Origin of the sequence: Mycobacterium neglectum (genome assembly GCF_002591975.1) — a bacterium.
In the GTDB taxonomy this organism is placed as follows: domain Bacteria; phylum Actinomycetota; class Actinomycetes; order Mycobacteriales; family Mycobacteriaceae; genus Mycobacterium; species Mycobacterium neglectum.
Genome location: NZ_NVQE01000004.1, coordinates 166539 through 190147 on the forward strand (window position 1 = coordinate 166539; position 23609 = coordinate 190147).

Annotated in this window: 22 protein-coding genes and 1 pseudogene; 4 read left to right on the forward strand and 19 right to left on the reverse strand. The window is 65.2% G+C overall.

Annotated features, from left to right (window positions below; all coding sequences use genetic code 11):
- Positions 1-9: 9 nt before the first annotated feature.
- Both CSQ99_RS05345 and CSQ99_RS05350 read right to left on the reverse strand, forming a co-directional pair.
- Positions 10-819 (reverse strand): crotonase/enoyl-CoA hydratase family protein, encoded by an 810-nt coding sequence (locus CSQ99_RS05345; protein WP_099038012.1) that lies wholly within the window; start codon positions 817-819, stop codon positions 10-12.
- The gene (locus CSQ99_RS05350) at positions 816-1961 is read right to left on the reverse strand and encodes a thiolase family protein (RefSeq protein WP_099038013.1); all 1146 of its coding nucleotides are present in this window, start codon (positions 1959-1961) and stop codon (positions 816-818) included. Before CSQ99_RS05350 ends, CSQ99_RS05345 begins: the two co-directional genes overlap by 4 nt.
- A 187-nt stretch (positions 1962-2148) precedes the next feature.
- Here CSQ99_RS05350 and CSQ99_RS05355 point away from each other — a divergent pair, with 187 nt between their 5' ends.
- Positions 2149-2940, forward strand: a complete 792-nt coding sequence (locus CSQ99_RS05355) for a FadR/GntR family transcriptional regulator (protein WP_099038014.1) — start codon at positions 2149-2151, stop codon at positions 2938-2940.
- Here CSQ99_RS05355 and CSQ99_RS05360 read toward each other — a convergent pair.
- Positions 2921-4674: pseudogene (locus CSQ99_RS05360) on the reverse strand (DUF3556 domain-containing protein). The gene CSQ99_RS05355 and the pseudogene CSQ99_RS05360 overlap by 20 nt on opposite strands.
- A gap of 73 nt (positions 4675-4747) precedes the next feature.
- On the opposite strand from CSQ99_RS05360, the gene CSQ99_RS05365 reads away from it, so the two are divergent.
- A complete protein-coding gene (locus CSQ99_RS05365; RefSeq protein WP_099038015.1) occupies positions 4748-5446 on the forward strand; it encodes an alpha/beta fold hydrolase in 699 nt (232 codons plus the stop codon).
- On the opposite strand, the gene CSQ99_RS05370 is transcribed toward CSQ99_RS05365, so the two are convergent.
- Both CSQ99_RS05370 and CSQ99_RS05375 read right to left on the reverse strand, forming a co-directional pair.
- Positions 5443-5976, reverse strand: coding sequence for a DoxX family protein (locus CSQ99_RS05370; protein ID WP_099038016.1), 534 nt, complete (start codon positions 5974-5976; stop codon positions 5443-5445). The two genes, CSQ99_RS05365 and CSQ99_RS05370, sit on opposite strands and share 4 nt — an antisense overlap.
- 22 nt (positions 5977-5998) lie before the next feature.
- A complete protein-coding gene (locus tag CSQ99_RS05375; protein ID WP_099038017.1) occupies positions 5999-6763 on the reverse strand; it encodes an SDR family NAD(P)-dependent oxidoreductase in 765 nt (254 codons plus the stop codon).
- 25 nt (positions 6764-6788) lie between these two features.
- Here CSQ99_RS05375 and CSQ99_RS05380 point away from each other — a divergent pair, with 25 nt between their 5' ends.
- A complete protein-coding gene (locus tag CSQ99_RS05380; RefSeq protein ID WP_099038018.1) occupies positions 6789-7388 on the forward strand; it encodes a TetR/AcrR family transcriptional regulator in 600 nt (199 codons plus the stop codon).
- A gap of 93 nt (positions 7389-7481) precedes the next feature.
- Positions 7482-9071: an HNH endonuclease signature motif containing protein gene (locus tag CSQ99_RS05385; RefSeq protein ID WP_099038019.1), complete on the forward strand. Its 1590-nt coding sequence runs from the start codon at positions 7482-7484 to the stop codon at positions 9069-9071.
- A 48-nt stretch (positions 9072-9119) separates the two neighbouring features.
- Here CSQ99_RS05385 and CSQ99_RS05390 read toward each other — a convergent pair whose 3' ends face one another.
- From CSQ99_RS05390 to CSQ99_RS05455, 14 genes are all read right to left on the reverse strand, one after another.
- Positions 9120-10409 (reverse strand): WS/DGAT domain-containing protein, encoded by a 1290-nt coding sequence (locus CSQ99_RS05390; RefSeq protein ID WP_099038020.1) that lies wholly within the window; start codon positions 10407-10409, stop codon positions 9120-9122.
- 45 nt (positions 10410-10454) lie between these two features.
- Positions 10455-11363, reverse strand: coding sequence for an alpha/beta fold hydrolase (locus CSQ99_RS05395; RefSeq protein ID WP_099038021.1), 909 nt, complete (start codon positions 11361-11363; stop codon positions 10455-10457).
- Entirely contained in the window at positions 11363-12148 is a 786-nt protein-coding gene (locus CSQ99_RS05400) for a hypothetical protein (RefSeq protein ID WP_099038022.1), read from the reverse strand. The genes CSQ99_RS05395 and CSQ99_RS05400 overlap by 1 nt, the downstream gene beginning before the upstream one ends.
- A complete protein-coding gene (locus tag CSQ99_RS05405; protein ID WP_099038023.1) occupies positions 12145-12846 on the reverse strand; it encodes an Mce protein in 702 nt (233 codons plus the stop codon). The genes CSQ99_RS05400 and CSQ99_RS05405 overlap by 4 nt, the downstream gene beginning before the upstream one ends.
- Positions 12810-14258 (reverse strand): MCE family protein, encoded by a 1449-nt coding sequence (locus CSQ99_RS05410; protein ID WP_099038024.1) that lies wholly within the window; start codon positions 14256-14258, stop codon positions 12810-12812. Before CSQ99_RS05410 ends, CSQ99_RS05405 begins: the two co-directional genes overlap by 37 nt.
- Before the next feature lies 1 nt (position 14259).
- On the reverse strand, positions 14260-15417 hold the full coding sequence (locus tag CSQ99_RS05415) for a virulence factor Mce family protein (RefSeq protein ID WP_099038025.1): 1158 nt from the start codon (positions 15415-15417) through the stop codon (positions 14260-14262).
- Positions 15417-16739, reverse strand: coding sequence for a virulence factor Mce family protein (locus CSQ99_RS05420; RefSeq protein WP_099038026.1), 1323 nt, complete (start codon positions 16737-16739; stop codon positions 15417-15419). Before CSQ99_RS05420 ends, CSQ99_RS05415 begins: the two co-directional genes overlap by 1 nt.
- On the reverse strand, positions 16736-18091 hold the full coding sequence (locus CSQ99_RS05425) for an MCE family protein (RefSeq protein WP_099038100.1): 1356 nt from the start codon (positions 18089-18091) through the stop codon (positions 16736-16738). Before CSQ99_RS05425 ends, CSQ99_RS05420 begins: the two co-directional genes overlap by 4 nt.
- The gene (locus CSQ99_RS05430; RefSeq protein WP_099038027.1) at positions 18088-19119 is read right to left on the reverse strand and encodes a virulence factor Mce family protein; all 1032 of its coding nucleotides are present in this window, start codon (positions 19117-19119) and stop codon (positions 18088-18090) included. The genes CSQ99_RS05425 and CSQ99_RS05430 overlap by 4 nt, the downstream gene beginning before the upstream one ends.
- A 34-nt stretch (positions 19120-19153) precedes the next feature.
- A complete protein-coding gene (locus CSQ99_RS05435; RefSeq protein WP_099038028.1) occupies positions 19154-20611 on the reverse strand; it encodes an MCE family protein in 1458 nt (485 codons plus the stop codon).
- Between the two features lie 4 nt (positions 20612-20615).
- Complete coding sequence (locus tag CSQ99_RS05440) at positions 20616-21476, reverse strand: ABC transporter permease (RefSeq protein ID WP_099038029.1); 861 nt, start codon at positions 21474-21476, stop codon at positions 20616-20618.
- Positions 21477-21487: 11 nt separating this feature from the next.
- Entirely contained in the window at positions 21488-22255 is a 768-nt protein-coding gene (locus CSQ99_RS05445) for an MlaE family ABC transporter permease (RefSeq protein ID WP_099038030.1), read from the reverse strand.
- Positions 22256-22447: 192 nt separating this feature from the next.
- Entirely contained in the window at positions 22448-22918 is a 471-nt protein-coding gene (locus CSQ99_RS05450; protein WP_099038031.1) for a VOC family protein, read from the reverse strand.
- A gap of 30 nt (positions 22919-22948) precedes the next feature.
- A complete protein-coding gene (locus CSQ99_RS05455) occupies positions 22949-23551 on the reverse strand; it encodes a TetR/AcrR family transcriptional regulator (protein WP_176560884.1) in 603 nt (200 codons plus the stop codon).
- Positions 23552-23609 lie beyond the last annotated feature (58 nt).

The window sequence follows — 23609 nt, forward strand, 5'->3', positions numbered from 1 at the left end:
GTAGTGGGCTTACTTGGCTTTCCAGACCGGTTGGCGCTTCTCGGCGAAGGCAAGCGGTCCCTCCCTGGCGTCCTCGGAACGAATCAGAGTCCCGATCTCACGCATGGTCCTGCTCCAGCCGGCCTCGTCGCCGGTGATGGTTCCGTCATCGACGCCCATGGCGACCCGCTTGCTCGCCCATACCGCCAGCGGTGCGTTGCAGGTAATCCGTTCGGCGAGTGCGATAGCCGCGTCGACCGCGGTACCGTCGGGCACAACCTGGTTGATGAGCCCCCACTTCAGTGCGTCGGCCGAACTCATCGGCTCGCCGGTGAAGATCAGCTCCATCGCGACCTTGCGCGGTAGGTGGTCGACGATGCGGAACACGCCACCCGCGGCGGCGATCAAACCCCGCTTGACTTCGGGCCACCCGAACTTGGCACGTTCCTCTGCGACGACGAGGTCACTGGCGAGTGCCAGTTCGGATCCGCCGCCGAGTGCGGTGCCGTTGACGGCGGCAATCGTCGGCTTGTCGATGTAGTGGTGGACGTATCCGGCGAAGCCCCATTCGCCGTGGTCGGGATGAAACAGGTTCTCGCGGCGCGATATCGCCTTGAGATCTGCTCCGGCGCAGAAGGATTGTCCTGCACCCGTGATCACGACGGCGCGTACTTCCGGGTCGTCCTGCGCCGCTTGCAGGGCGTCGCCGACCGCGATGCTCACCGCGCTGTTGACGGCGTTGCGGGCCTCGGGACGGTTGAGCGTGATGATGAGGACATTGCCCCGCCGCTCGGCGAGAGCAGCCGGTGCGGTCACATCAGCGGTCGCGTCAGCGGTCACAGCAGCTCGATGATGGTGGCGTTGGCCTGGCCGCCACCCTCGCACATGGTCTGCAGGCCATACTGAATTCCCTTGTCCCGCATGTGATAGAGCATTGTGGTCATGATGCGGGCGCCGGAGCCACCGAGTGGGTGGCCCAGCGCGATGGCGCCGCCGTTGGGGTTGAGCTTCTTCTCGTCGGCGCCGATGTCCTTGAGCCACGCCAGCGGCACCGGGGCGAACGCCTCGTTGACCTCGAATACGCCGATGTCCTCGAGCCGCAGACCCGAGCGCTTCAGCGCCTTCTGGGTGGCCGGAATCGGTGCGGTCAGCATGATCACCGGATCGGCCCCGGCCAGCGTGGCCGTGTGCACCTTGGCAAGGGGCTTGAGGCCCAACGACTTCGCCTTCTCGGCGGACATGAACAGGATGGCGGCTGATCCGTCGGAGATCTGGCTGGAGTTGCCGGCGTGGATCACACCGTCCTCCTTGAACGCGGGCTTCAGGCCCGCCATCTTCTCGATGGTGGTACCCCGACGGATACCCTCGTCCTTCAGAACCGCATTGCCGTCCTGATCCTTGATGCCGACAATCTGGTCGTCGAATGCGCCGGCATCCTGTGCGACCGCGGCCTTCTCATGAGAGTCCAGCGAGTACTGATCCACCGCCGTGCGGTCGAATCCCCACTGCTCGGCGATCATCTCGGCGCCGATGCCCTGGTTCGGGGTCTGGGTGTAACGGTTGCGGAACGCCTCCGGGTACGGGTGGCCGCCATTGGCCAGCGAAGCGCCCATCGGGGTGCGCGACATCGACTCGACGCCACCGGCGACGACGACGTCATAGTGTCCGGCGACCACGCCCGCCGCGGCGAAGTGGATGGACTGCTGGCTCGACCCGCACTGCCGGTCGACGGTCACGCCCGGCACGGTCTCGGGCCAGCCCGCCGCCAGCACGGCGGTGCGCGCGATATCGAGCGCCTGCTCGCCGGCCTGCATGACGCAGCCCCAGATGACGTCGTCGACGATGCCGGGGTCGATGCCGGAGCGCTGGGCCAGACCATTGAGCACCTGCGCCGACAGCTCGCCGGGGTGAACACCCGACAACCCGCCGTTGCGCTTGCCGACCGGCGACCGTACAGCCTCGACGATGACGGCTTCAGCCATGACCTATCTCCTTTGAAAGTCGTGTAGTCCCGAAGGTAGAGCAACTAGGTTTACTAGGTCAACCTACTGGTTGGTAGGCTGGCCCCAGCTGCGATTCTGGCGCGATCCGCGCGGTCCCCAATGTTCCACATGGTTTACTGAGTTGTATAGCTGGCACATCGGCCAGCAGCTATATGTGGGAGTTGGAGTGGCTCGTAGTGGACCGCTGGCGCCGATGATCGGCCCGGACGGGGTAGGCGGGGGTACGGCAGTTCGATCGCCGAAGACCGCCGAGCTCGTCGCCGGGACGTTGCGGCGCATGGTGGTCGACGGCCAGCTCAAAGATGGTGACTTCCTGCCCAACGAAGCAGAGCTGATGACCCATTTCGGGGTCAGCAGGCCGACGTTGCGCGAAGCCGTCCGTGTGCTGGAATCCGAGCGGCTCGTCGAGGTTCGCCGCGGCTCGCGCACTGGCGCCCGCGTCCGAGTGCCCGGTCCCGAGATCGTGGCACGTCCCGCGGGTCTGCTGCTCGAACTGTCGGGCGCCACGATCGCGGACCTGCTCACGGCTCGGTCGGGCATCGAACCCATGGCCGCCCGGCTTCTCGCCGAGTCCGGCACGCAGGAGGCGTTCGACGAGCTGGACGGGATGCTGGCCGACCACGTTCCCGGCGGGTGGGAGTCGGGTCGGCTAGCTGAGACGACGGGCGACTTCCACCAACGGCTCGTCGAGCTGTCGGGCAACACGACGCTGACGATCATCGCAGGCATGCTGCACGAGATCACCGTGCGGCACACCGCATTCGCCTTCAAGGAAGGCCGTCCGGTGTCGAAGGCGGACTTCGACAAGCTCATGCGGTCCTACCGGCGCTTGATGCAGCTGCTGCGCGCCGGCGACGGCGCGGCGGCCGAAGCTCATTGGCGCAAGCATCTCGACGTGGCGCGCAATTTGATGTTGGAGGGGCTCGAGGACGTCAAAGTCAGGGATGTGATGGGCTAGAGTCCGTCTCCGACCACGTCACGTGGATGGGTATGTCGTCGCTCCACGGCTGCCCCGTCACCATGTCGGAGACGTTCACGTAGCCTCGCTCGAACTCCCCCGTCGCCGCGTCGACCAACCGGTATTCCTGCCGCTGGCGGTGGAAAGGTTGCGCGTCGAGAAGGATGACGCGCACCTCGCCGGGTTCGAAGTTGCACCGCTTCTGCATCGCGGCGATCAGCTGCTCGTTGTGCATATGACCGTCGCCGAAATTCCAGCCGACTGCGGTGCTGCAGAGCCGCTCACCTTCGGTGATCACATACTCGTCCTGATTGCGGCCGGCCAGTGCGTTGTGCACCAACGTCAGCAGGGCCTTGCCATGAGAGTTGAAGCCGCGGAAGGCATATCCCTTGTACAGGTAGATCATCGCTTGTTCCGGACTGCCGTAGACCTTCTCGAGCTGAGAAGCCGGCATGCTCGCGATGGCGACGAGCCCACGCTCGATCTTCTCGTTGGCCGACGGCTTGATGCACCACCACGTGGTGTCCCAGTTTCCCGCGTAGTACCGCATGCCAGGAAGGAACGAGATCTTACGCGGGAACAGGTTGCCGAGCACCACGATGGTGGCCAGTAGGGCGAACAGCAGGACGGGCAGCGGCGTGGCCATATCACGAGGCCCACTTCGGCGTGGCCGACGAAAAGCGTTACCACACAGAACATCATGAACACGTTCCATTCCAGCGGCACTCCCATGGGGATCGCCGACAGGATGCCGAAGTGGAAGCACAGCATGACGAAGGCGGCGATGTAGGTAGGCCAGCCGCCATGTGAGAACAACAGCGCCAACGGCACCAGCATCTCGATCGCGGTGCTGAAATGTGCGATGAACCGCGACACCGGGCCGGGCCGCAGATCGTCGGGAAACTTCTCGAAGAACCGTCGCTTGAGCCACTTTGTCCGGATCAACGGATTGTTCGACATCATCGTCGAGATCACGAATGGGAAGTGCTTGTTGAGTTTTGACGTCGCAGCACCCATCCAGATCGCCACGCACACCAACTTCGCGGCGATGATCATGTCGACTCCGTAGCCGACGAACAGGAAGGCCACCGTGAAGGATGCGTACACCTCACCGCGGGCGGCCAGGAAGATCACCTTGTCGCGTAGACCCGCCGCGGCCAGGAGGCCGAGAATGGTCCAGATCTGCCACATCGGCAGTACGCCGATGGTCGTGCCGAGCGCAGGGACCGGACCGGTGCCGTTGGAGAACAATGCCACGACGAGGACCACCAGCAGGGCTCCGTACAGCACGACGTCGAGCGGTGTGCGCGCGTCACCCCTGGTCAGCGGTATCCGATTCGGCCACGGTGGCAGCCGAATGGTGTTGGGCCGCAACCAGTACAGAATCGATCCCAATGGCGGGAAGAACCGATTGTTCAGCGGGCCGAACCCACAGCCGAGGCCGATGACCTCGAACAGCATGGTGTAGAGCACGACCTTCTGAAACACGATGGGTTCGGTCCACCACTGCGCAACGTTGGTGAACCCGTCCACGCCCGTAGTGGCCAAGGCGAACAGCCAGCCGCCGAGGATGTAGAGCAGGATCTTGAAGACGTAGAACAGGTGCATTACCACCGGTGTGCCGAAGCCCACCTCGGCCCAGTGCCGTGCCATGGGCCGGATCATCTCGGAGCGCGAACCCTTGCTCCACTCGGCGAAGTCGACGACGGGCATGTCGGGCTTGAGGAATCCCATGGCCGCAAGACTAGAACGTGTTCTAGGTCTGCGGAATCAGTTCGTCGGACTCGCCGGCCCCTAGGCTCACTGCATGACCACGTTCGCACTGGTTCACGGCGGGTATCACGGCGCATGGTGTTGGGAGCAACTGACACCGCCACTGCAGCAAGCCGGGCATGGAGTGGTGACCATGGAGCTGCCTCTCGAGGACAGCTCCGCGACGTTCGATACCTATTCCGACATCGTGTGTGCGGCACTGGATGACTGTGACGACGATGTTGTGCTGGTCGGACACTCCTACGCTGGAAATACGATTCCCCTGGTCGCCGCCCGCCGACCGCTGCGGCATCTCGTGTATCTGTGCGCGATGATCCCCGACGTCGGCCGCAGCCTGGCCGAACAGCTGGCCGATAAACCGGAGATGCTCAACCCCGCCTACGAACGGGGACTGAGCACACTCGACGATCAGATGTGTCAGCGGTGGACAGACCGTGACATCGCACGCGACCTCTTCTACTACGACTGCGACGAACAGACCGCGCAGGCTGCGCTGGATCGCCTTCGGCCACAGTCGGTCAATCCGGCGATGTTTCCGTTCTCACTGATCGAACACCCACGGCTGCCGACGACGTACGTCGTGTGCAGCGACGATCGGATGCTGCGGCCCGAGTGGTCTGTCAAAGCCGTTCGTGAGCGGCTCGACGCCGAGCTCATCGAACTGCCCGGTGGACATTCGCCGATGCTGTCGCAACCGCAGGTCCTTGCGGACTTGTTGCTCGGGCTGGCTTAAGCGTCAGCCTTGGCGGGCGGCCGGTAGAAGATGGCGAGCTGACCGATGCCGCCGGCCAGACCGAGACCGAGCGAGATGACCAAACCCCACCAGCCGTGCAGGAAGTCGTACAGCGCCGAGGTCCGGAACAACAGGTAGTCGAGGCTGTACTTCCCCGCCCCTATCGTCGCGATGCCGACCGCCGACGCCGCCAGCACCAGGTTGTACTCCCAGCCCTCCTTGACGATGAAGAAGCCGTTGGGCCGGTGCACCGTCCACGCGGCGACCAGCATCAGTGCGACGAAGCCCGCAGCGGGGATCGGGGTGAGCAGGCCGACGGCCAGACCAATACCCGCTGACATCTCGGTGGTCGCGGCGATCCGGGCGTGGAAAATGCCGGGCTTCATGCCCATGCTGTCGAACCAACCGGCCGTGCCCTTCAACCCGCCCTTGCCGAAGAACTTGTTGTAGCCATGCGCGGCCATCGTGAGACCGAGCACGACACGCAGGATCAGCAGGCCTATGTCAGCAGCGGAGTCGTATGCAGTCATGCAACAAAATCTAGGCCATGTGTTAAACCGCTGCCCAGCCCCCATCCACACTCAGGATGGCTCCGTGGATGTTGGCGGCGTCGTCGCTGGCCAGAAAAGCCACGCTCGCGGCGACTTCTTCCGGCGTTGTCATCCGTCTTGAGGGAATCCGCGCGAGCATCGGGCCGACGTGCTCGGCGAACTCTTTGGCACGTTCTGTCGAGATGGGTCCCGGTGCCACCGCGTTGACGCGGACACCCGCAGGTCCGTACTCGTCGGCCCAGGACTTGGTGAACGAATGAAGGATCGCCTTGTTTCCGGAGTAGACGGCCGAACCCGCGCTTCCGCGCAGACCGGTATTGGATCCGATGTTGACGACTGCGCCGTGACCGCGCTCGGCCATGGGGGGTGCCAGCAGGCCGGTCAGCAGGAACGGCGCGAACACGTTTACCGCGAAACCTTCCTGCAGCTCGCGCTCGTCGATCTCGGCCGTGGCCTTCGGCATCATCAGCAACGCGGCGTTGTTCACCAGGATGTCGAGGTGGCCACCTGCGGCGGCCGTGGCTTGTTCGGCGAGACGGCGCACTTCGGCTTCGCCTGCGCCGATGTCAGCGGCGACGAAGTCGGCCTGGCCTCCCTTAGAACGGATGTCTGCAACGACGGCGTCCCCGCGTTGTTTGTCACGGCCGCTGACGATTACGAACGCTCCCTCGTCGGCGAATGCGGCGGCGATGGCGACGCCCAGACCGCCGGTGGATCCCGTGACCAATGCTGTGCGGCCCGCGAGCCGCGTACTGTTTTGACTCATGAGTCCACATGGTTCGCTTCTCAAAATGGACTCGCAAGTCCAGAAACTGACGGCCAAAGGACGTGCGACCCGGCAGCGGATCATCGAGGGCGCCGCCGCCGAAATTCGTGAACAAGGCGTCGCGGTGGCGACCCTCGAAGACATCATGGCGCGGACCGAGACCTCGAAGAGCCAGCTGTTCCATTACTTCCCGGACGGCAAGGAGCAGCTACTGCTGGCCGTCGCCGCGCACGAGGCGCAGCAGGTTCTCGACGACCAGCAGCCCTACCTCGGGGAGCTGACGTCCTGGGCGGCGTGGCAACGGTGGCGTGACGCGGTGGTGGACCGCTATAGGCGGCAGGGGCAGAACTGCTCGCTGTCGGTGTTGATGTCGGAGATCGGGCGCACGACGCCAGGCGCGCAGGCGGTGACGTCGGCGCTGATGCGGCAGTGGCATGACGAGATCACCGCTGGTGTGCGACACATGCAGGCCGATGGCAAGGTGTCGAACGAACTCAACGCCGACCGGGTCGCCGCCGCTCTGCTCGCCGGGATCCAGGGCGGCGTCGGCATCATGTTGGCCACCGGCGACCTCAGTTACCTCGAGGCGGCTATCGACATCGGGATCGCTTCGCTGCGCCCGTGAGCTCTGGCCGAAGAGTTATCCCCAATCGGGTTTTCATCCACAGGTTGGGTGTGAGCTGGGGTTTTGTGTCGGGGGTGTGGTTAGCGTGGAGGCATGTTCGATCACCTCGTCGCCACCGCCCTCACCAGCCGGGCTTCGGCTGCGGTGGGGGCGTGGGCGCGGGTGGAAAACGCTGCCTGCGCACGGCGGCTGTCGGCGATGGCCGATGAACTCGAGGCGATGCTGGCCGCCGACGGCTCTCTTGAGCGCGAGCAGTGGTGCCTGGACAACTGGGACGCCGTGGCCGCCTCGGTGGCCGCCGCACAGAATGTGTCGTTGGGGGTGGCCGCCCATCAATTGTTGATCGCCGACGCGCTGCGCCACCGGCTGCCGCGGGTGGCCGAGGTGTTCGCTGCCGGGGCGATCACCTACCGGATGGTGGCCGCGGTCGTCTCCCGGACCCGGCTGATCAAAGACACCGATGCGCTGGGGAAGGTGGATACCGAGATCGCCGCCCACGTCGCGGGCTGGGCGTCGTTGTCGGTGGACAAGACCCAGACCGAGATCGACTACTGGGTCGACCGCTACGACCCGGCCGCGGTACGCCGCACCGAATACACCGCGCGTGGGCGCTTTGCCGATGTCCGCAAACCCGAGGACGGGTCGGGGACCGCCGACATCGAGGCCCGGCTGTTGGCCACCGACGCCGACGCCCTCGACCAACGGCTGCAGGCCATCGCTGACGCGGTGTGCGGGGGTGATCCCAGAACCATGGATCAGCGTCGCGCTGATGCCCTGGGTGCCATCGGACACGGCGCCGACCGCCTCGCCTGCCAATGTCAAGATCCGCAGTGCCCGGCCGCCGACGAGCAGCCCAGCACGGTGGTCGTCCACGTCATCACCCACGAAGACTCCCTGACCGATGACACCGCGGCCCGACTCGACGGTCAAGAACCCCGTCGACCGCGGCCGGGCGAACCCGTCACCCCCGAACCACCGACCGGCCCGGCAGCCACCGCGCCGGCGGCACTGATGGGCGGCGGCCTGCTGCCCGCCCCGTTATTGGCCGCCAAGATCGCCGGCACCGCCAAAATTATGCCGATCGTTCATCCTGGCGATGCGCCGCCGCAGCCGCGCTACCTCCCCACCGCGGTACTGGCCACCTTCATCCGGTGCCGCGACATGACGTGTCGCTTCCCGGGCTGCGACGAACCCGCCCACCATTGCGACATCGACCACACCATCGCCTACCCCACGGGCCCGACTCAAGCATCCAACCTCAAATGTTTATGCCGAAAACATCACCTACTCAAAACGTTCGGCGGCTGGCACGACCACCAATCACCCGACGGCACCATCACCTGGACCTCCCCACACGGGCAGACCTACACCACCCATCCGGGCAGCCGACTCCTGTTCCCCACCCTGTGCCGACCCACCGCACCCGTGACGACGCGGGACTCAACCCCATCGAGCGCCGACAGCCGCGCTCGCGCGCTGGCGATGCCCCGCCGCACAGCAACGCGAACCCAGAACCGCACCAAAGCCATCGACAACGAACGCCGACACAACGAACGAGCCCTGCAGGCCGACGCAGAAGAACGCGCGCGCCAACAACGCGAGGATCCCGGGAATACCTGCAGCGAAACCTATTTCGGATCCAGGCCGCGATCGGTGGGCGACCACGATCCGCCGCCGTTCTGACGGCCGTCAACCGTCAGTTCTCCCGATACATGCAGGCGAATAGCACTGTTAGAGAGCAGCTTCCAATCGTTCGACATAGGCATCGATATCGCCGATGGCCGACTCGGCTGCGTGCACGCTGACGGAGATCGTGTCGCCGACCCCACACACGGCATGCGTCAACCCCATCATCGGCGACAGACCGGGAAACGCGCATGCCACAGTCACTGGTGCACCACCGAAATGAAAATCCTTCGCACCGCAATTCACACTCGACACCACCGCGTTGCCCGTGACCTTCGAAACCCTTACATCGGGATCGAACCGGTCCATGCCCCACCGCAACAACGGCGCCGGCGTAGCGGCGAACGCCAGGTCCGCCATGCGAACGGCAGGATGCGCCGCGCGTCGCCGGCGAGCGTCGAGGTCGGCGGCGATTCGCTCGAGACGTTCCGGCTCGGCGAGCTCCGGGTGAAGACCGACACCGACATTCCCGAAGTGGTTGTACGCCAAGCGCGGTGGCGGTTTCGCCATCGGCACCTCAGCACCCAGGTGTGACGGATCCTCGCCGAGGCTTCGCAGATGCTCAGCGAGCGCAACCGAAACCGCGGACAGGGCCGCGACCGTCACAGTGGAACCAGACATGTCCGAACGCCGCCGATCTAAGGTCCGCAGACGTCGCGGTCCCGCAGGTCGTGCATTGGTCCGCAACACCGGACGCAGATCAGCAGGCGGCGGAACCCGTCCTGCCTCGGTATCTTCGACCAGCTGGCGATGCGCCCGTGCTGCCCGAAAGCCAACGATCGGCAAATCGAAGGGCCGGGTGCGCGGGGCGTCGATTCCAGGCGCGCCGCCAACGCGCCGACCGAACATGATCGCAGCGGGCGCCGACGTGCGCCCACCACCACCGAGCGCGTGCGAAATCTGCAGAACCGCCACCGTGCCCGGGCCCACCGCACCGGGTACGCCCTCGATGTCGGTGAACACGTGCATCCGCCACGCCGCCACCCGCGCATCAAGACGATCGGCGGTCAGGGCACTCGCCTCGTCGAGGCACGCCTGGAAGGTGCGGTCCTCGGTGTCGTGCACCACGAACAGCGACCGGTCGACGTCGCGATGCACCCACGTGGGATAAGTGAGACGTCCGCCATCCTGGATACACATCGTCAGATCGGGACAGCCGCGGGCCCGCTCGGCGATTTCCTCGAGCGCCGCATCCGGGTCGGCGGGCCCGCCGGAGAACCCGTACAGCAGCACGGTGTCGTTGGGGATCTTCGCCGACATCCAGTACGTCTGCGCATCCACGGCAGACAGTCGCTGCTTGATGTCGCCGCCGGGGCGACTCCGGCGGACCGTCATGCATCCAGGCTAGCGCCGCCGCAACCGTTCCGGGCTGAAGAAGGATTAGCGCGCGGGCCCCACGAAGTCGGCGATTTGGCGGGCGACGACGTCAGGCTGCTCCAGCTGAAGGAAGTGCCCGGCATCTTCGACGATCGCGACCTCACTACTGTCCGGCAGTATCTTCTCGACCCAGTGCGCATAATCCGGTGTGGCGCAGCCGTCGTCGCGACCGTGCAGATAGAGCGTGGGGATCTGCGGCGGAGCCAGCCAGTGTTCGTGCAGCTCGGTGTACGGTGCAGGCGCCTTCGTGCTGCGCGCCACGGTGCGGTAGTAGCCCAGTGCGGCGCGCCAGCGCTCGGGCGCCCCGATAGCTGCCTCGACGTGCCGCACATCCTCGTCGGCTTGATATCCGGGTGACCATTTCCGCCACAGCCGGGGCACGATCCATTCGGTGGAATGTTCTGGCAGCCAAGGCAACTGGAAGTAGAGGATGTACCAGCTCCGCAGCAGCTGCGCCGGCAATGTCGCAACCAGGCGGCCGGCATCGGCAACCCGGCCACCGGGCGGACGGAACGAGGCGCTCGGCGGAACGGACATGATCACCGCCCTCTCGAACGGACTGTCCGGCATCGCCGCCAGCCCCGCCGCTGCCATCGCGCCCCAGTCGTGACCGATGATCACATCACGACCTGTCGGCCCGGCCGCATCGAGAACCTTCAACGCGTCGTACATCAGCGCACCGATATGGAAGCTGCCGTCCGAAGGCAGCAACGACGGCGCATATCCCCGATTGAACGGCGCTACCACCCGCCAACCCGCGGCCACGAGCAACGGCGCAACCTTGCGCCACCCGTGGGCGGTGTCCGGGAAACCGTGCAGGCACAATGCGATCGGCGCATCTACCGGACCCCACGACAGAGCCCGAAGCTGCACTGCCGGCGTCGCGACGTCGATCGTGTCGGGCTCGAGCATCAGACGGGTTCGAACTCCGAAATCAGCCAGCGGCCATCCACCTTCTCCATCGTCACGCGAACGCTGGACGCGGTGTCTGACGGGGGATCCTGGCCGACTACCACGGTTTGGTTGACGAAGACCAGCACCACGGCATGCGTCGGATCAGCCGATACCGACGCCGCGGCCGGAACCGACGCTACGGCGGAGATCTGCTGCTGCTTCGCGCCCGGAATCACGACATCGTTGATCAGCGATGTGTACGAATCACGGAACTCACCGGTCAGCAGGTCGCGAGCGCCGTTGAGTTGCTGCTCGACGGTGTCCGGCTTGTACGACAACATCTGGATGGTGCTTTCCTTGGCCGCGGCAATCGAATCCATTGCCGGAGAAGGGTTCTGCTCCGACGCAACGGGCGGCAGCGCACCATAGTCACTTGCGACGTACTCCCACCTAGCGAAGCCCGCCCCCAATGCGAGCAGCAGCGCGAGCCCGGGCAGCACGCCGTAGGCGAGAACGCGTGGCCAATCGGCCTTCCGCTTCGTAGCCTCGGTGACCTCGGGGGCCTCGGCGGATTCCGTTGAATCCTCCGGGTATTCCGCAGTGTCGGGCTCGGTTGCTTCGGGCTCCGCAGGCTCGGCTTCTGCAGCCTCGGCCTCCGCAGGCTCGGCCTCCGCAGTTTCAGTCACCGCAGTGTCAGTCACCGCGGCATCGGTGGTCTCGGACGATTCGGTGGCATCCGTCGACTCCGGGGTTTCATTCCCGCTGTCGGGCAGGCCCTTGGGTAATCTGTGTCTGTTGCTCACGGCACGAACTCCACGTTGGACACCTTCGCCTCGTCACCAACCTTTGTCACTGTCAGCCGCATTCGCCAGGCCCGCGGCTCCTGTTGGGGTGCACCGACATTCGACGTGCTCACGGTCACCGCGACGAGCACCTGCGCCTCTTCACTGGATGCCGATTCCAACCCCGCTTCGGCGATCGAACCCTCCGATTTCGACTGCGCCTGCTTCACGACCTCGATGAAAGGCGCCGCACGATTCTGGAAGTCGTCGTAAAACTGTCCCGTCGCCGAGTCGAGGACGCGCTGCACGTCCGCCTCGGCGTGCTCCCAGTTGATGGTCGTCAGATTCAGCGCGCCTTGCCTGCCGACTTGCAGGAACAGCTGGCGCTGCTTCTCGCCCTGGTAGGAGTCGTAGGCGCGGTAGCCCGTCCACCCGGTGAGCCCGGCGAGCGCCACCACCGCCACCAGCCCGGCGATCAGAGCCAGTCGAACGTGCGACATCCGCGGCTTCGGAGACGCCGCAGCATCATCCACCGCCTCGTCGACAGACTCGTCGGCGGCATCATCCACCGTCTCGTCGTCAGACTCGTCGGCGGCTTTGGTTTCCGACGCGGTGCTGGCCTCCTGCGCGGCTGATTCGGGCTCGGCGCCGTCGGATTTCTCTTCAGCGGCCGAAGACTCGTTCAGTTCCCCGTCGGGGGCAGCAGCATCGTCTGCCATGTTTGCTCCTCTACCGCGCTTCGGGCCAGATTGGACTGCGTGTAGACGCGTCCGTCCGGTCCAACGTACGTGCCTGTCGCCGGATCATATTCAGCGGCCGCTATCGGTGGCGGCGCCGCGCCCGGCGGAGGAGCGACTTCTCCCGGTGGCAACTGGGGAATCGGCTGTCCAGACAGGGTGGCGCTGGGGTCGCCCTTCCAGTTGTAGCCGTCGTTGAGCGGAACGTAGGTCTCGTCGCTCTCACACATCTTCACGGTGGGGGCGCGTTTGCCAGGCACGGTCACGCACGGCAGGTTGCGCGCACCGCGCACGTTGAACGGCGAATCCTGCGGGACGCGGCAGTACACGTCGCCCGCCGGCCGGTCCGGATAGTCCTGAAGCGCGGGCACCCGCTGCTGCTGAGTCGGAAGGAACCCGGTCGTACACGGCGGTGGCAGGTTCAGATTGAGGTTCAGCGTCAGATAGTCGCCCATGTAGTCCTGCTTGGTGTTCGCCTTGGCGACACCGATCGCCTGGGTCGTCGCAGTGCCTTGCGGGAAGAGCACCAGGAGCTGTTCGAGGCTCGGCTGATAGGTGACGGCGACTTCGCCGATGCTCGCCAGGTTGGCCAGGACGATCGGCAGAGTGGGCTGCAACCTGTCGAACAGTGCCCGCACCTCTTCGGTTGCGCCAGGCCCCTTCTCCAGGATGCCCGCGACCGCACCGTCCTGCGACTGCAGCTGATCGGTGACCGATGCAAGGTTCGACGCCCACGCCTGGATCGCACCGCCGCTGTCGGTCTGCGAATCGAGGATCGGCTTCGACTGATCGATGAGGGCGGTCAACGGATCGAGATTCGCGCGGGCATCGATGGCCAGCGACGTCCCGCCGTCGACCAACCGGGATAGCTCGGGCCCGAGTCCACCGAACGCCAAGTACGCCTCGTCCACCGCGGTCCGCAGGTTGTCACGGGGAATCGCAGCGAGACCGCGGTTGGTTGCGTCCAGGACCGTGTTCACGTCGATGGGCACTCGCGCACGGTCCTGCGGGATGACGTCGCCATCTTTCAGGTTCGGGCCGTCGCCGCTGCGCGGGATCAGCTGTACGAACAACTCGCCGACCGCGGACTGGCTGTGCACCTCCGCTTCGAGGTCAGCGGGGATCGGCACGTTGGAATCGAGCGAAAGATCAGCTGCGACACCGTTTTCGGTGAGGTTGACACTCTTCACGATGCCCACCTGGGTGCCGCGATAGGTGACGTTTCCCCGCGGGTAAAGCCCACCGGCTTCGGGCAACTCCAGCGTGACGCGATACTGCCCGACACCCATGAGGGCGGGCAGGCGCATGTAGGAGATGACCATGATTCCCAGCGCTATCACGGCCAGCATCGAAAAGATCAGCAGCTGGATGACGATCTGTCGAGTCAGTCGCATGTCACGGCCCCTGATCCCAGCGATAGGCCTCGAGCAACGGATTGCCGCCCGGGGGCGGGACATTGTGGTTGCACGGGCTGGGCATCTGGCCGATGGTGCGGCCCCAGAACAGCTCCATCCACGTCAGGTTGCACTCGTACCGTGTCCCGGTGAAGAACCCTTGGTCGATGCGACTCAACGTCATGTCGACAATCAGCGACAGATTCGCGTAATCGCCCCGAATCCAGTTGGTCAGCGTTTCTTTCGGGAACGGGAACGTCGGCAGGAAGCTCAGCGCCCTGGTGAGCGCGGGGCCCGCGTTGGCCAGCTGTTCGAGCGTTGGGCCGAGATCCTTGAGCTCCTGAACGAGGGCGTCCTTTGTCTGGTCGACCGAATCGGCGGCCAGCGCACTGAACTTGCCCAGCTGCACAAGCGCTTCGGCGAGGTTGTTCCGCTGATCTTTCAGCACGGCGAGGGCATCTGGGATGGTGCGTAAGGCCTTGTCCACCACTGGCTTCTGCTCAGCAAATTGGCCGACCAGGTTGTCGATGCTCTCGTTGGCGGCGATGATGTCGCCCTTTTGGTCGTTCACGTAGCCGATGAAGATGTCGAGCTGCTCGATAAGGCTGCGGAGGTCGGATTCGCGACCGGCCCACGCGGTGCTGAACGCCTCGGTGATGTCCTGAACGTGGCCGATCCCACCACCGTTGAGGATCATCGCGACGGCGGCCAGCGTCTGCTCGGTGCTCGGGAACTTACCCGACGACTTCAGCGGAATCAGCGAACCTTCGTGCAATCTGCCTTCGGGGGCCTCGTCGGCTGGAGGCGCGAGTTCGATGTGCAGAGAACCCAACAAGCTGGTCTGTCCGAGCTTCGCCGTTGCGTTGGCGGGCAGCTGGACGTTCTCGTTGAGCTCCATGGTGACGAGGGCGTTCCAGCCCTGGCGCTCGATCTTGGTCACGTTGCCGACAGTGACATCCGCGACCCGAACCCGGGAGTTCGGTTCGATGTTGTCGACGTCGGGCATCTGCGCCTGAATGGTGAATGCGCCGGGGCCACGGCCCTCGACCCCCGGCAGCGGAACCGAGTTCAGCCCCTGCCAGTCACCGCACCCCGATACCACGAGGCCCATCGCCAGCAGTCCCGCGGTGGCGCGCAATCGAATTCGTTGCCTAGTCATCACGGCCCCACTCCAGACGGCACCATCAGGCCCTGCAGCCCGTCAGCGGGATTCGTAGCGACCACGGCCTCGGCGGGCAGCGGAGGCCCTGGGGGCGGTGGCGGCGCCGCACCATCGGGTGCGGCGGGCGGCGGCGCGACCGGCGGCTGCGGCGGAATGTAATTGGGCCGCATCCACTCCTCGCTGTAGGTGATCTCGTTCGGCCGCGCCTGGGCGCCGATGAAGAGGTTCTGCCCGATCGGCGGGAAGTTGTACTGACGATTCTTGATGATCGGCGCCAGGTACTGCACGCACAGCTTCGCCGACTGCTCGGCGTTCAGGCGCGACGCCGCCTGCACGGCACCGCAGAGGAAGCTGATCGGGTTGGCGAAGTTGTTCACCGCCAGGATGGCGCTGGCCCCGCCCTGCGCGGGCTGATAGACGTTGACGTAGTTCTGGAACGTGTTGGGCGCCACGTGCAGGAACTGTTTGACGTCATCGAGACTGTCGTGCAGCGCCTGCGTCACACCGGCCAGCTTGTCGGATGTGGTGCCCAGCGTTTCGCGGTTGTCGGCCACGAAGGTCTGCACCTCACCGACCACCGCGTTGAAGTCACGCACGGCGTTGGCGACTTCATCGGGACTGTCGGCGAGCAGCCCGGTCACCGACGCCAGATTCTGGTTGAGCTGACGCATCAGCGTCGTGCTGTCCTGCAGCGCCGAAACGAGGATCGACAGGTTCTTGATGGTCGAGAAGATGTCGGTGCTCTTGTCGCCGAGGGCCGAAAAGGCCTGGGACAGCTTGATGACGGTGTCGCGGATGTTGGCACCCTGGCCGCGCAAGTTGTCGGCCGCGGTGTTGATGGCCGAACCCAGCGGGCTCACCCCTCCTGGCTCCGTCGGCTGCAATTCCTTGGCAAGCCTTTCGAGCTGCTGACGCAGGGTGTCCCATTCGACCGGTACCACTGTGCGCTCGCGCGGGATCACCGCGTCATCGGCCATCGTGGGGCCGCCGGTGTACACCGGCGTCAGCTGAATGGCACGAGAGGTCACCAGCGTCGGCGACAGGACCGCGGCGGCGGCGTCGGCGGGCACCTGGTACTTGCTGTCGTACCAGAACGAGATCTTGACCCGATCGGGCTGGGGCTCGATTTTGTTGATTCGCCCGACGTTCACGCCGAGAATCCGAACGTCGTCACCCTCGTAGATGCCGTTGCTGTTCTCGAAGTACGCGACGACGTTGGTGCGGTTGATGGTGTCGCTGGTTCGGAACAGCACCGCTACGCCCGCAACAAGCAGTACGACGAGGCCTACAGCGACCCAACTTCTGCGAACGCGATTCATCGTCCCGCCTCCCCGGAGACCGGTGGCGCCTCACCGGGCGCGGGAACCATCACCGGGGTCGGCGTCGGGACGGGGATGGACCCCAGACCCGGCGGTGCCACCGCAGGCGGCCCAGGCGGAGGTCCGCCAGGCGGCGGGGCCGGTAGCGGCTGGCGGTAGGGGTAGCAGCCGGTCGGGCCGGGCAACGGCAGCCCGGGCGGGCCGCACCCCTGATCGCCGGGATTGCCGGTAATGGCATCGGGCAGATGAAGATTCGGATCGCCGCCCTGGCCGGTGCGGGGATACGGCACCGGCATCGCGGGCATAGCCGGTGTGCCGACCTGAGGATCGGTGCGCTCGGAAGGCAGCAGCACGTTGGGATCGAGCCCGAGGTCGGAGAACGCCACATCGATGAACGGCTGCAGGAACTGACCCGGCAGGATGTTGGCGATGTAGTTCTTGAAGAACGGCCCCGACGACACGGACTCCCCCAGCGACATCGCGTAGGAGCTCAACAGTTTCAGCCCCTTCTGCAGCCGCTCCTTGCGGTTGTCGAGAACGGTCAGCACGCCGTTGAGCTTCTCGATCGCCGGCTTCATCGTGTCGCGGTTCTCGGAGATGAACCCCTGCAGCTGCTGGCTCAGCGCCGAGATGCTGCCCGAAATCTGATCGATTGCGGCGCTTTGGTTTTCCAGCTCGGCCAGCAGCGCGTTGGTGTCGGCGACCAGACTGACGACCTGGTCGCTGCGCTCGGCCAGCACGGCCGTCGACTTGTTGGCGTTGGTGAGCAATTCGCGCAACTCTGCGTCGCGCTCGTTGAGAGTCTCGGAGAATCGGGCGACGCCCTCGACCGCGACCCGCAGTTCGGGTGGAGTCTCGGAGAACGTGTCCGCCACCACCCGCAACGAATCGGAAAGCTGGGTGGTGTTCAGACCGCTGATCGTCGTCGCGAGTTCGCCGAGCGCGTCGGGCAGCTGGTACGGCGACGTCGTGCGGTCACGCGGAATCGTGCCCTCCAGGCGGTCGTCGCCACGCGACATGACCTCGAGGATCTTCGTGCCCAGCAGACCCTTGGTCTTGATCGCCGCCTCCGTGCGGTCCCCGATCGCGATGTCGTCGTCGATGGTGAACTTGATCAGCACCTGCGGCCCGTCCAGTTCGATCGACTGGACTTCGCCAACCCGGAAACCCGAAACCTGCACGCCCGCACCGGTTGTCAGTCCGCCCGCTTCGGCGAAGTAGGCGGAGTACTGCTTGGTCTGGTTCAGGAACGGGATCTTGTCGTACTGCAGCGCGACCAGCACGATCACGGCGGTCAGGCCGAGGCCGATGGCGCCCATGACGAGCGGACTGCGCTCTGAGAACGGCTTCATCGCGGCGCACACCTCCCCGTCGGCTGTCCAGCGATTTTCACGTACACCGGCTGACCACCCTTACCGTTGAGCTTGAGGATGATGTCGCACAGATAGAACGAGAAGAAGTCGCCGTAGATACCCTGTCGGCTCAGCGCCTGATAGGCATCGGGAAGCGTGTTGAGCAGGTTGTCGAAGTAGTCGTGGTCGGCCACCACGATCCCCGCCGCCCGATCGGTCTCCTGAATGGTCTTCGCGAACGGCGGCCTCGCCTGTGCCAACAGATCCGCGACACTGCCCGCGGCGGCGTTCGCATAGGCGACCCCGTTGGCGATGTCGGTCTTGCGGGCCGCAAGTCCCTTCACCAGTTCCGACAGCGAGTCGACCGCCTTGGAGAACTGTTCACTCTGGCCGCCGAGGGATCCGAGCACGGTGTTCAGGTTGACGATGACGTCCCCGATCAACTGATCGCGGTCGGCCAGCGTGTTGGTCAGCGCCGCGGTCTGCGTCAGAAATGAGCCGATGGTCGCGCCCTGGCCCTCGAAGGCCGCAATCAGCTGTCCGGACAACGCATTGACCTGATCGGGGTCCAATGCCGAGAACAGCGGCCGGAATCCGCCGATCAGAGCGTCGAGGTCCAGCGCAGGCGAGGTCCGGGCCAGCGGAATCGTGCCGCCCGGGTTGATCTTCGTGGTGCCGCCGGCGCCCTCGACCAACGAGAGGTAGCGGCCGCCGATCAGATCGTCGTAGCGGATCACCGCGCGATTGCCGTCGGTGAGCACAACCGAGGTGTCGGCGGTGAACTCGACGAGTGCAGTCGTATCCGGCTGGATGGAGATGTGCTCGACCTGCCCGACCTCCACGCCGGCGATGCGGACGAAGTCGCCGGTCTCCAGCCCTGTCACATTGAGGAATTCGGCCTTGTAGGTATTGGACTTCTCGCCGAAGCGCAATTGCCCGAACACCGCATACAACGCGAACACACCCACCAGACACACGGCCAGGAAGATGCCGAGACGTACGGCTGCGCTTTTCCAGCTGGCGGTCATCGTGGCATTCCTTTCTCGGTCGGCGGGTGCACGGTCATGGCCCTGGCGCTGCGAAGTGCGGCAGTGGAACCGGCGGCAACGGCGTCGGTTGTTGGAATGCGGGCGCGTGCACCACGAACGGCTCCGAACCCGGAGTCGGACCCGGATCTCGCGGGGCTCCCGGCGGAGGTGCCGGCGGCAGTCCCGGCCACAACGGCGTTCCATCCGGTGCGTACATCGGGGCGCCGTAGGCGGGCGCACCCGGATACGGGACCGGCCCGATAGCGGGTCCGCCGAACAGGTTTCGGATACTCGGCGGTTCGGGCACCGCGCGAGTAGTCGGCAGGTAGTTGACGTAACCGGGGAACCCGATGCCCGGGTTGGGGCGCCAGTCCACTCCGGTTCCGAAACCGGTGTTCGTGACGAGCTGGCGCACCGGCCAGTTGTCCTTGACAACGGGTAGCGAGCCGCAGCCCGGCCTACCCCCGGGACCGCCCTTGGCGCCGACGATGGGCAGGTGCCGCGGGTAGCTGTATGGATCGTCCCCGAGGGCCAGACCCGCGTCGAGGATGATCGAACGCCCGTTGCCACCCGGCGCCTCGTACCCGCCGTGGTCCAGCAAGTACTTGGCGCCGACCAGCAGACAGGTGTAGGACGGGCTGTACTTGTACAGCAGGTTGGTGGTCGGCTCCAGCACGTTGATGGCCTTGATCAGATCGGCCTGACTGGGCGCGAGCAGGCTGATGCCGCTGTTGGAGAGCCCAATTGTGCCGAGCAGCAACGCGTCCAGGGCGTCCGCATGCTTGGTCACCGTCACGCTGGTGGTGCTGGCCGCGTTGAGCGTCGCGAGAATGTCTTGTGCCGCAACGCTGTATGTATCACTGAAGTCTCGAAGGGCCTGCCAGTCGGCGCGCACGGTCTCGCTGCGTGGATTGAGCGCGAGGAACACCTGATTGGCGTCGGTGGTCGCCTGTCCGATCCGATCGCCCTTACCGCGGACACCTTCGGCGAGCGCGGAGAGCACACTGTTGAGCTTCGCCGGGTCGACCTGGTCGAGTACGCCGACCACGTTCTCGAAGACCGTGTTCACCTCGACGCTGACATTGCGGGACACCAGGACTTGGCCGGCCTTGAGGCGCTGCGCGCTGGGATCGCTCGGATAAACGAGGTCGACGAACTTGGCGCCGAACACGGTCGTAGCGCGGATCTGCGCCTCGACATTGGCCGGAATGTGCTCGATCTGATCCGGGTAGATCTCGAGCTTGAGTTTCACCGGCTCGGTGCCGCCTTCGATCGCGGCGACCCGTCCGACCTGAACGCCGCGCAGCTTGACCTTGGCGTCGCTCTCCATCACCAGGCCCGATCGGTCAGAAGTCAGGGTGACCGGCACGAACTTCTTCAACGAACCCGTGAACAACGCCTGCGTCAGCCAGATGGCGCCGATCACGAAGAGCACCAGGATCAGCGTCCACCACCCGGGGTGCAACCCTTCGTCGTCCCTCACGTCAGCCATCGCGTCATCCAGCCAGATTGAAGTTGCCGGACTGCCCGTACACGGCCAGCGAGATCATCATCACGACGAACGCGGCCACGATAAGTGAGGTTCGCACCGCACGCCCGACAGCCTCCCCCACGCCGGCGGGTCCGCCACTTGCCGTGAAGCCGTAATAGGTGTGGATCAACATGATCACCACCGCCATCGCGATGCTCTGAACGAACGACCACACCAGGTCGGTGGGATTCAGGAACGTCCGGAAGTAGTGGTCGTAGACGCCCGTCGACTGACCGTAGATGACCGTGGTGCCGAACTTCGCCGCCCAGAACGACGCCAGCACACCGACGCAGTACAGCGGGATCACCACGATGAGACCGGCGATCACGCGGGTCGAGGCGAGATAGGCGACGCTGCGGATCCCCATCACCTCGAGCGCGTCGATCTCCTCGTTGATTCGCATCGCCCCCAGTTGTGCGGTGGCGCCGGCGCCGATGGTGGCCGCCAGTGCGATGGCCGTGGTCGCCGGCGCGATCAGGCGGACGTTGAAGAAGGCCGACGCGAATCCGGTCAGTGCTTCGACGCCGATTTCGGAGAAGTCGGTGTAACCCTGCACCGCCACCAACGCGCCGGTGGTCACGGTGAGGAACCCGACGATCGCGACGGTTCCGCCGATCACCACCAGAGCGCCGGTACCCAGGCCCATCTGAGCGATGATCCGCATCAGTTCGATCCGGTAGTGCGTGAATACGTAGCCGATGCTGCGCAGCGTCTTGCCGTAGAACTTGGTCTGCACGCCTACCTGATTCCAGGCTCCGACCCAGCCGTCAAGCCGCTGCGCCAGGCGCGGGAACCGCCGGTCAATCGGCCGGCGGCTCCTTTCCATCGGGGGGCTACTCACATCGTCACCCGCACTGCCACCGCCGTAGCGACGACGTTGATCGCGAACAGCGCCATGAAGGTGAAGACCACTGTCTCGTTGACCGCGTTGCCGACACCCGCGGGACCGCCGCCGACGGAAATGCCTTTGTAACAGGCGATCAGACCGGCCGAGAGCCCGAACAACGCCGCCTTTATCAAGGCGATCGTGACGTCGAGGGCCCCGATGATCAGGGTCAGGCCCGCCGCGAACGCACCCGGGGAGACGTTCTGGATGTAGACACAGAAGAAGTACGCGCCTGCGAGTCCGACGAGAATCACCGTCGCGGACAGCGCCAGCGACACCAAGGTCGCGGCGAGCACGCGCGGGACCACCAACGCCTGGATCGGATCGACGCCCATCACCCGAAGCGCGTCGAGTTCCTCACGAATGGTCCGGGCACCGAGGTCGGCGCACATGGCGGTGGCTCCCGCGCCGGCGACCACCAAGACCGTCACGATCGGCCCGATCTGGCGCACCGTGCCGAGCGCGGCACCGGTGCCGGAGAAGTCGGCGGCGCCGAACTCTCTGAGCAGGATGTTGAAGGTGAACGTCAGCAGCACCGTGTAGGGGATCGTCAACATCAGCGTCGGCACGATCGACACGCGGGCGACGAACCACGCCTGGGTGATGAATTCGCGCCATGCAAACGGCGGCCTGACCATCGCGACGAACGTGTCGAGCGCCATCCCGTAGAACCCGCCGACAGCGCGGACCGGCTTGGTGACGACGTCGGAAGCGACCACGTGCTACTTCCTTCCGCCTGAACAGATCCCCCGGCTCCACATGTGCTGTGAATCGGACCAGAGCACAGCGACGCGGGTGACCGTAGCATCACGGATTGCTGGACGCGCGACAGGACCGTGAGCGAGGCGACGTTGCCCGGCGGAAGCCATACGAAAGGCTACTTCCGGGACGCTATTTAGATGCAGTAACCGTCAAATACGGACGGCTTCCTCCAATTCGGCGACAACGATCTTTTGCATGGCTAGCATCGCTTGGTTTGCCGCGGCGGCGCGTTCGGGGTCCGGGTCGGCGAGCAGCTCATAGAGCCGGTCAGGCACGACCTGCCAGCTCAGGCCGAACCGATCTTTGAGCCACCCGCACTGCGACTCCTCGCCCCCGTCGAGCAACCGCTCCCAGTAATAGTCGACCTCCGCCTGGTCCTTGCAGCGGATTTCGAACGACACCGCTTCGGAAAACGAGAACTGCGGGCCACCGTTGATGCCGATGAACCGCTGTCCGTCCAGCGAGAACGTGCCCCACGCCACCTCGCCGGGCGTACCCGGTCCGGTGCCGGTATACCGCTCGAACCCCTCGATCGAGGAGTTGGGGAAGATCGCTGTGTAGAACGCAGCGGCTTCCTCGAGATTGTTGTCGAACCAGAGGCTTGGCGTAATCGAAGGCATGTCAGAACAGACTGCGGTACCGCCTGAAACTCATCGCCCGGTGGCGCCCAGGGCGCGCAACGCGAAGTCCAGAACCTGGTTCTGCGCCCGCTGCACACCGTCTCCGTCCTGGTAATGCTGGGAGAGCAGCACCCTGCTGATCAGCGCACTGATCGCGATCGCATCTTCTTCGGGATCGGCCAATGGAAATGTGCCGTCCTCGCGGCCGCGGCGCAGAATCCCGACCAGCGAGCGCTCCCGATCGGCGTGGGCCTGCTCGCGCGTCTCGCGGTATCCCTTGGCGGCGCGCACTTCGTCGGAGTCGATGACCGTGAAATGCATTCGGGTCCGGTCGTCGTGAATCAATCCGAACATGCCGGCGATCCAGGCCTTGAGTTGATCCACCGGGCCGCCAGGGACGTCTGCACAGATGCGGTCAAGGCGCTCGGCCAACAGGTCGGTCTCCTGGCGCAACATCGCCAGGAACAGTTCGTCCTTGGACTCGAAGTGGCGGTAGAACGCCCGCGTCGACACACCCGCGCGCTGCAGGATCGCCGCCACTGGAATCGCACCGCTGTGCGGCTCCGCGAGACAGGTGTATGCGGCATCGATGATGCATCCGCGGTCACCATCGTCGGCAGAATCTGGCTGCACGTACCAAAGTGTATGGAAGTGGCGAAGCCCGCGGGCCGAAGATCGACGCAATTCTTGC

Excerpts from the sequence above, each read along its gene's own strand:
- CSQ99_RS05415 (WP_099038025.1), bottom strand. The coding sequence starts at position 15,417 with ATGACTAGGCAACGAATTCGATTGCGCGCCACCGCGGGACTGCTGGCG.
- CSQ99_RS05410 (WP_099038024.1), bottom strand. The coding sequence starts at position 14,258 with ATGCGACTGACTCGACAGATCGTCATCCAGCTGCTGATCTTTTCGATG.
- CSQ99_RS05380 (WP_099038018.1), top strand. The coding sequence starts at position 6,789 with ATGGACTCGCAAGTCCAGAAACTGACGGCCAAAGGACGTGCGACCCGG.
- CSQ99_RS05375 (WP_099038017.1), bottom strand. The coding sequence starts at position 6,763 with ATGAGTCAAAACAGTACGCGGCTCGCGGGCCGCACAGCATTGGTCACG.
- CSQ99_RS05450 (WP_099038031.1), bottom strand. The coding sequence starts at position 22,918 with ATGCCTTCGATTACGCCAAGCCTCTGGTTCGACAACAATCTCGAGGAA.
- CSQ99_RS05365 (WP_099038015.1), top strand. The coding sequence starts at position 4,748 with ATGACCACGTTCGCACTGGTTCACGGCGGGTATCACGGCGCATGGTGT.
- CSQ99_RS05420 (WP_099038026.1), bottom strand. The coding sequence starts at position 16,739 with ATGAATCGCGTTCGCAGAAGTTGGGTCGCTGTAGGCCTCGTCGTACTG.
- CSQ99_RS05385 (WP_099038019.1), top strand. The coding sequence starts at position 7,482 with ATGTTCGATCACCTCGTCGCCACCGCCCTCACCAGCCGGGCTTCGGCT.
- CSQ99_RS05350 (WP_099038013.1), bottom strand. The coding sequence starts at position 1,961 with ATGGCTGAAGCCGTCATCGTCGAGGCTGTACGGTCGCCGGTCGGCAAG.
- CSQ99_RS05430 (WP_099038027.1), bottom strand. The coding sequence starts at position 19,119 with ATGACCGCCAGCTGGAAAAGCGCAGCCGTACGTCTCGGCATCTTCCTG.
- CSQ99_RS05390 (WP_099038020.1), bottom strand. The coding sequence starts at position 10,409 with ATGACGGTCCGCCGGAGTCGCCCCGGCGGCGACATCAAGCAGCGACTG.
- CSQ99_RS05435 (WP_099038028.1), bottom strand. The coding sequence starts at position 20,611 with ATGGCTGACGTGAGGGACGACGAAGGGTTGCACCCCGGGTGGTGGACG.
- CSQ99_RS05370 (WP_099038016.1), bottom strand. The coding sequence starts at position 5,976 with ATGACTGCATACGACTCCGCTGCTGACATAGGCCTGCTGATCCTGCGT.
- CSQ99_RS05405 (WP_099038023.1), bottom strand. The coding sequence starts at position 12,846 with ATGGCAGACGATGCTGCTGCCCCCGACGGGGAACTGAACGAGTCTTCG.
- CSQ99_RS05440 (WP_099038029.1), bottom strand. The coding sequence starts at position 21,476 with ATGGAAAGGAGCCGCCGGCCGATTGACCGGCGGTTCCCGCGCCTGGCG.
- CSQ99_RS05425 (WP_099038100.1), bottom strand. The coding sequence starts at position 18,091 with ATGAAGCCGTTCTCAGAGCGCAGTCCGCTCGTCATGGGCGCCATCGGC.
- CSQ99_RS05395 (WP_099038021.1), bottom strand. The coding sequence starts at position 11,363 with ATGCTCGAGCCCGACACGATCGACGTCGCGACGCCGGCAGTGCAGCTT.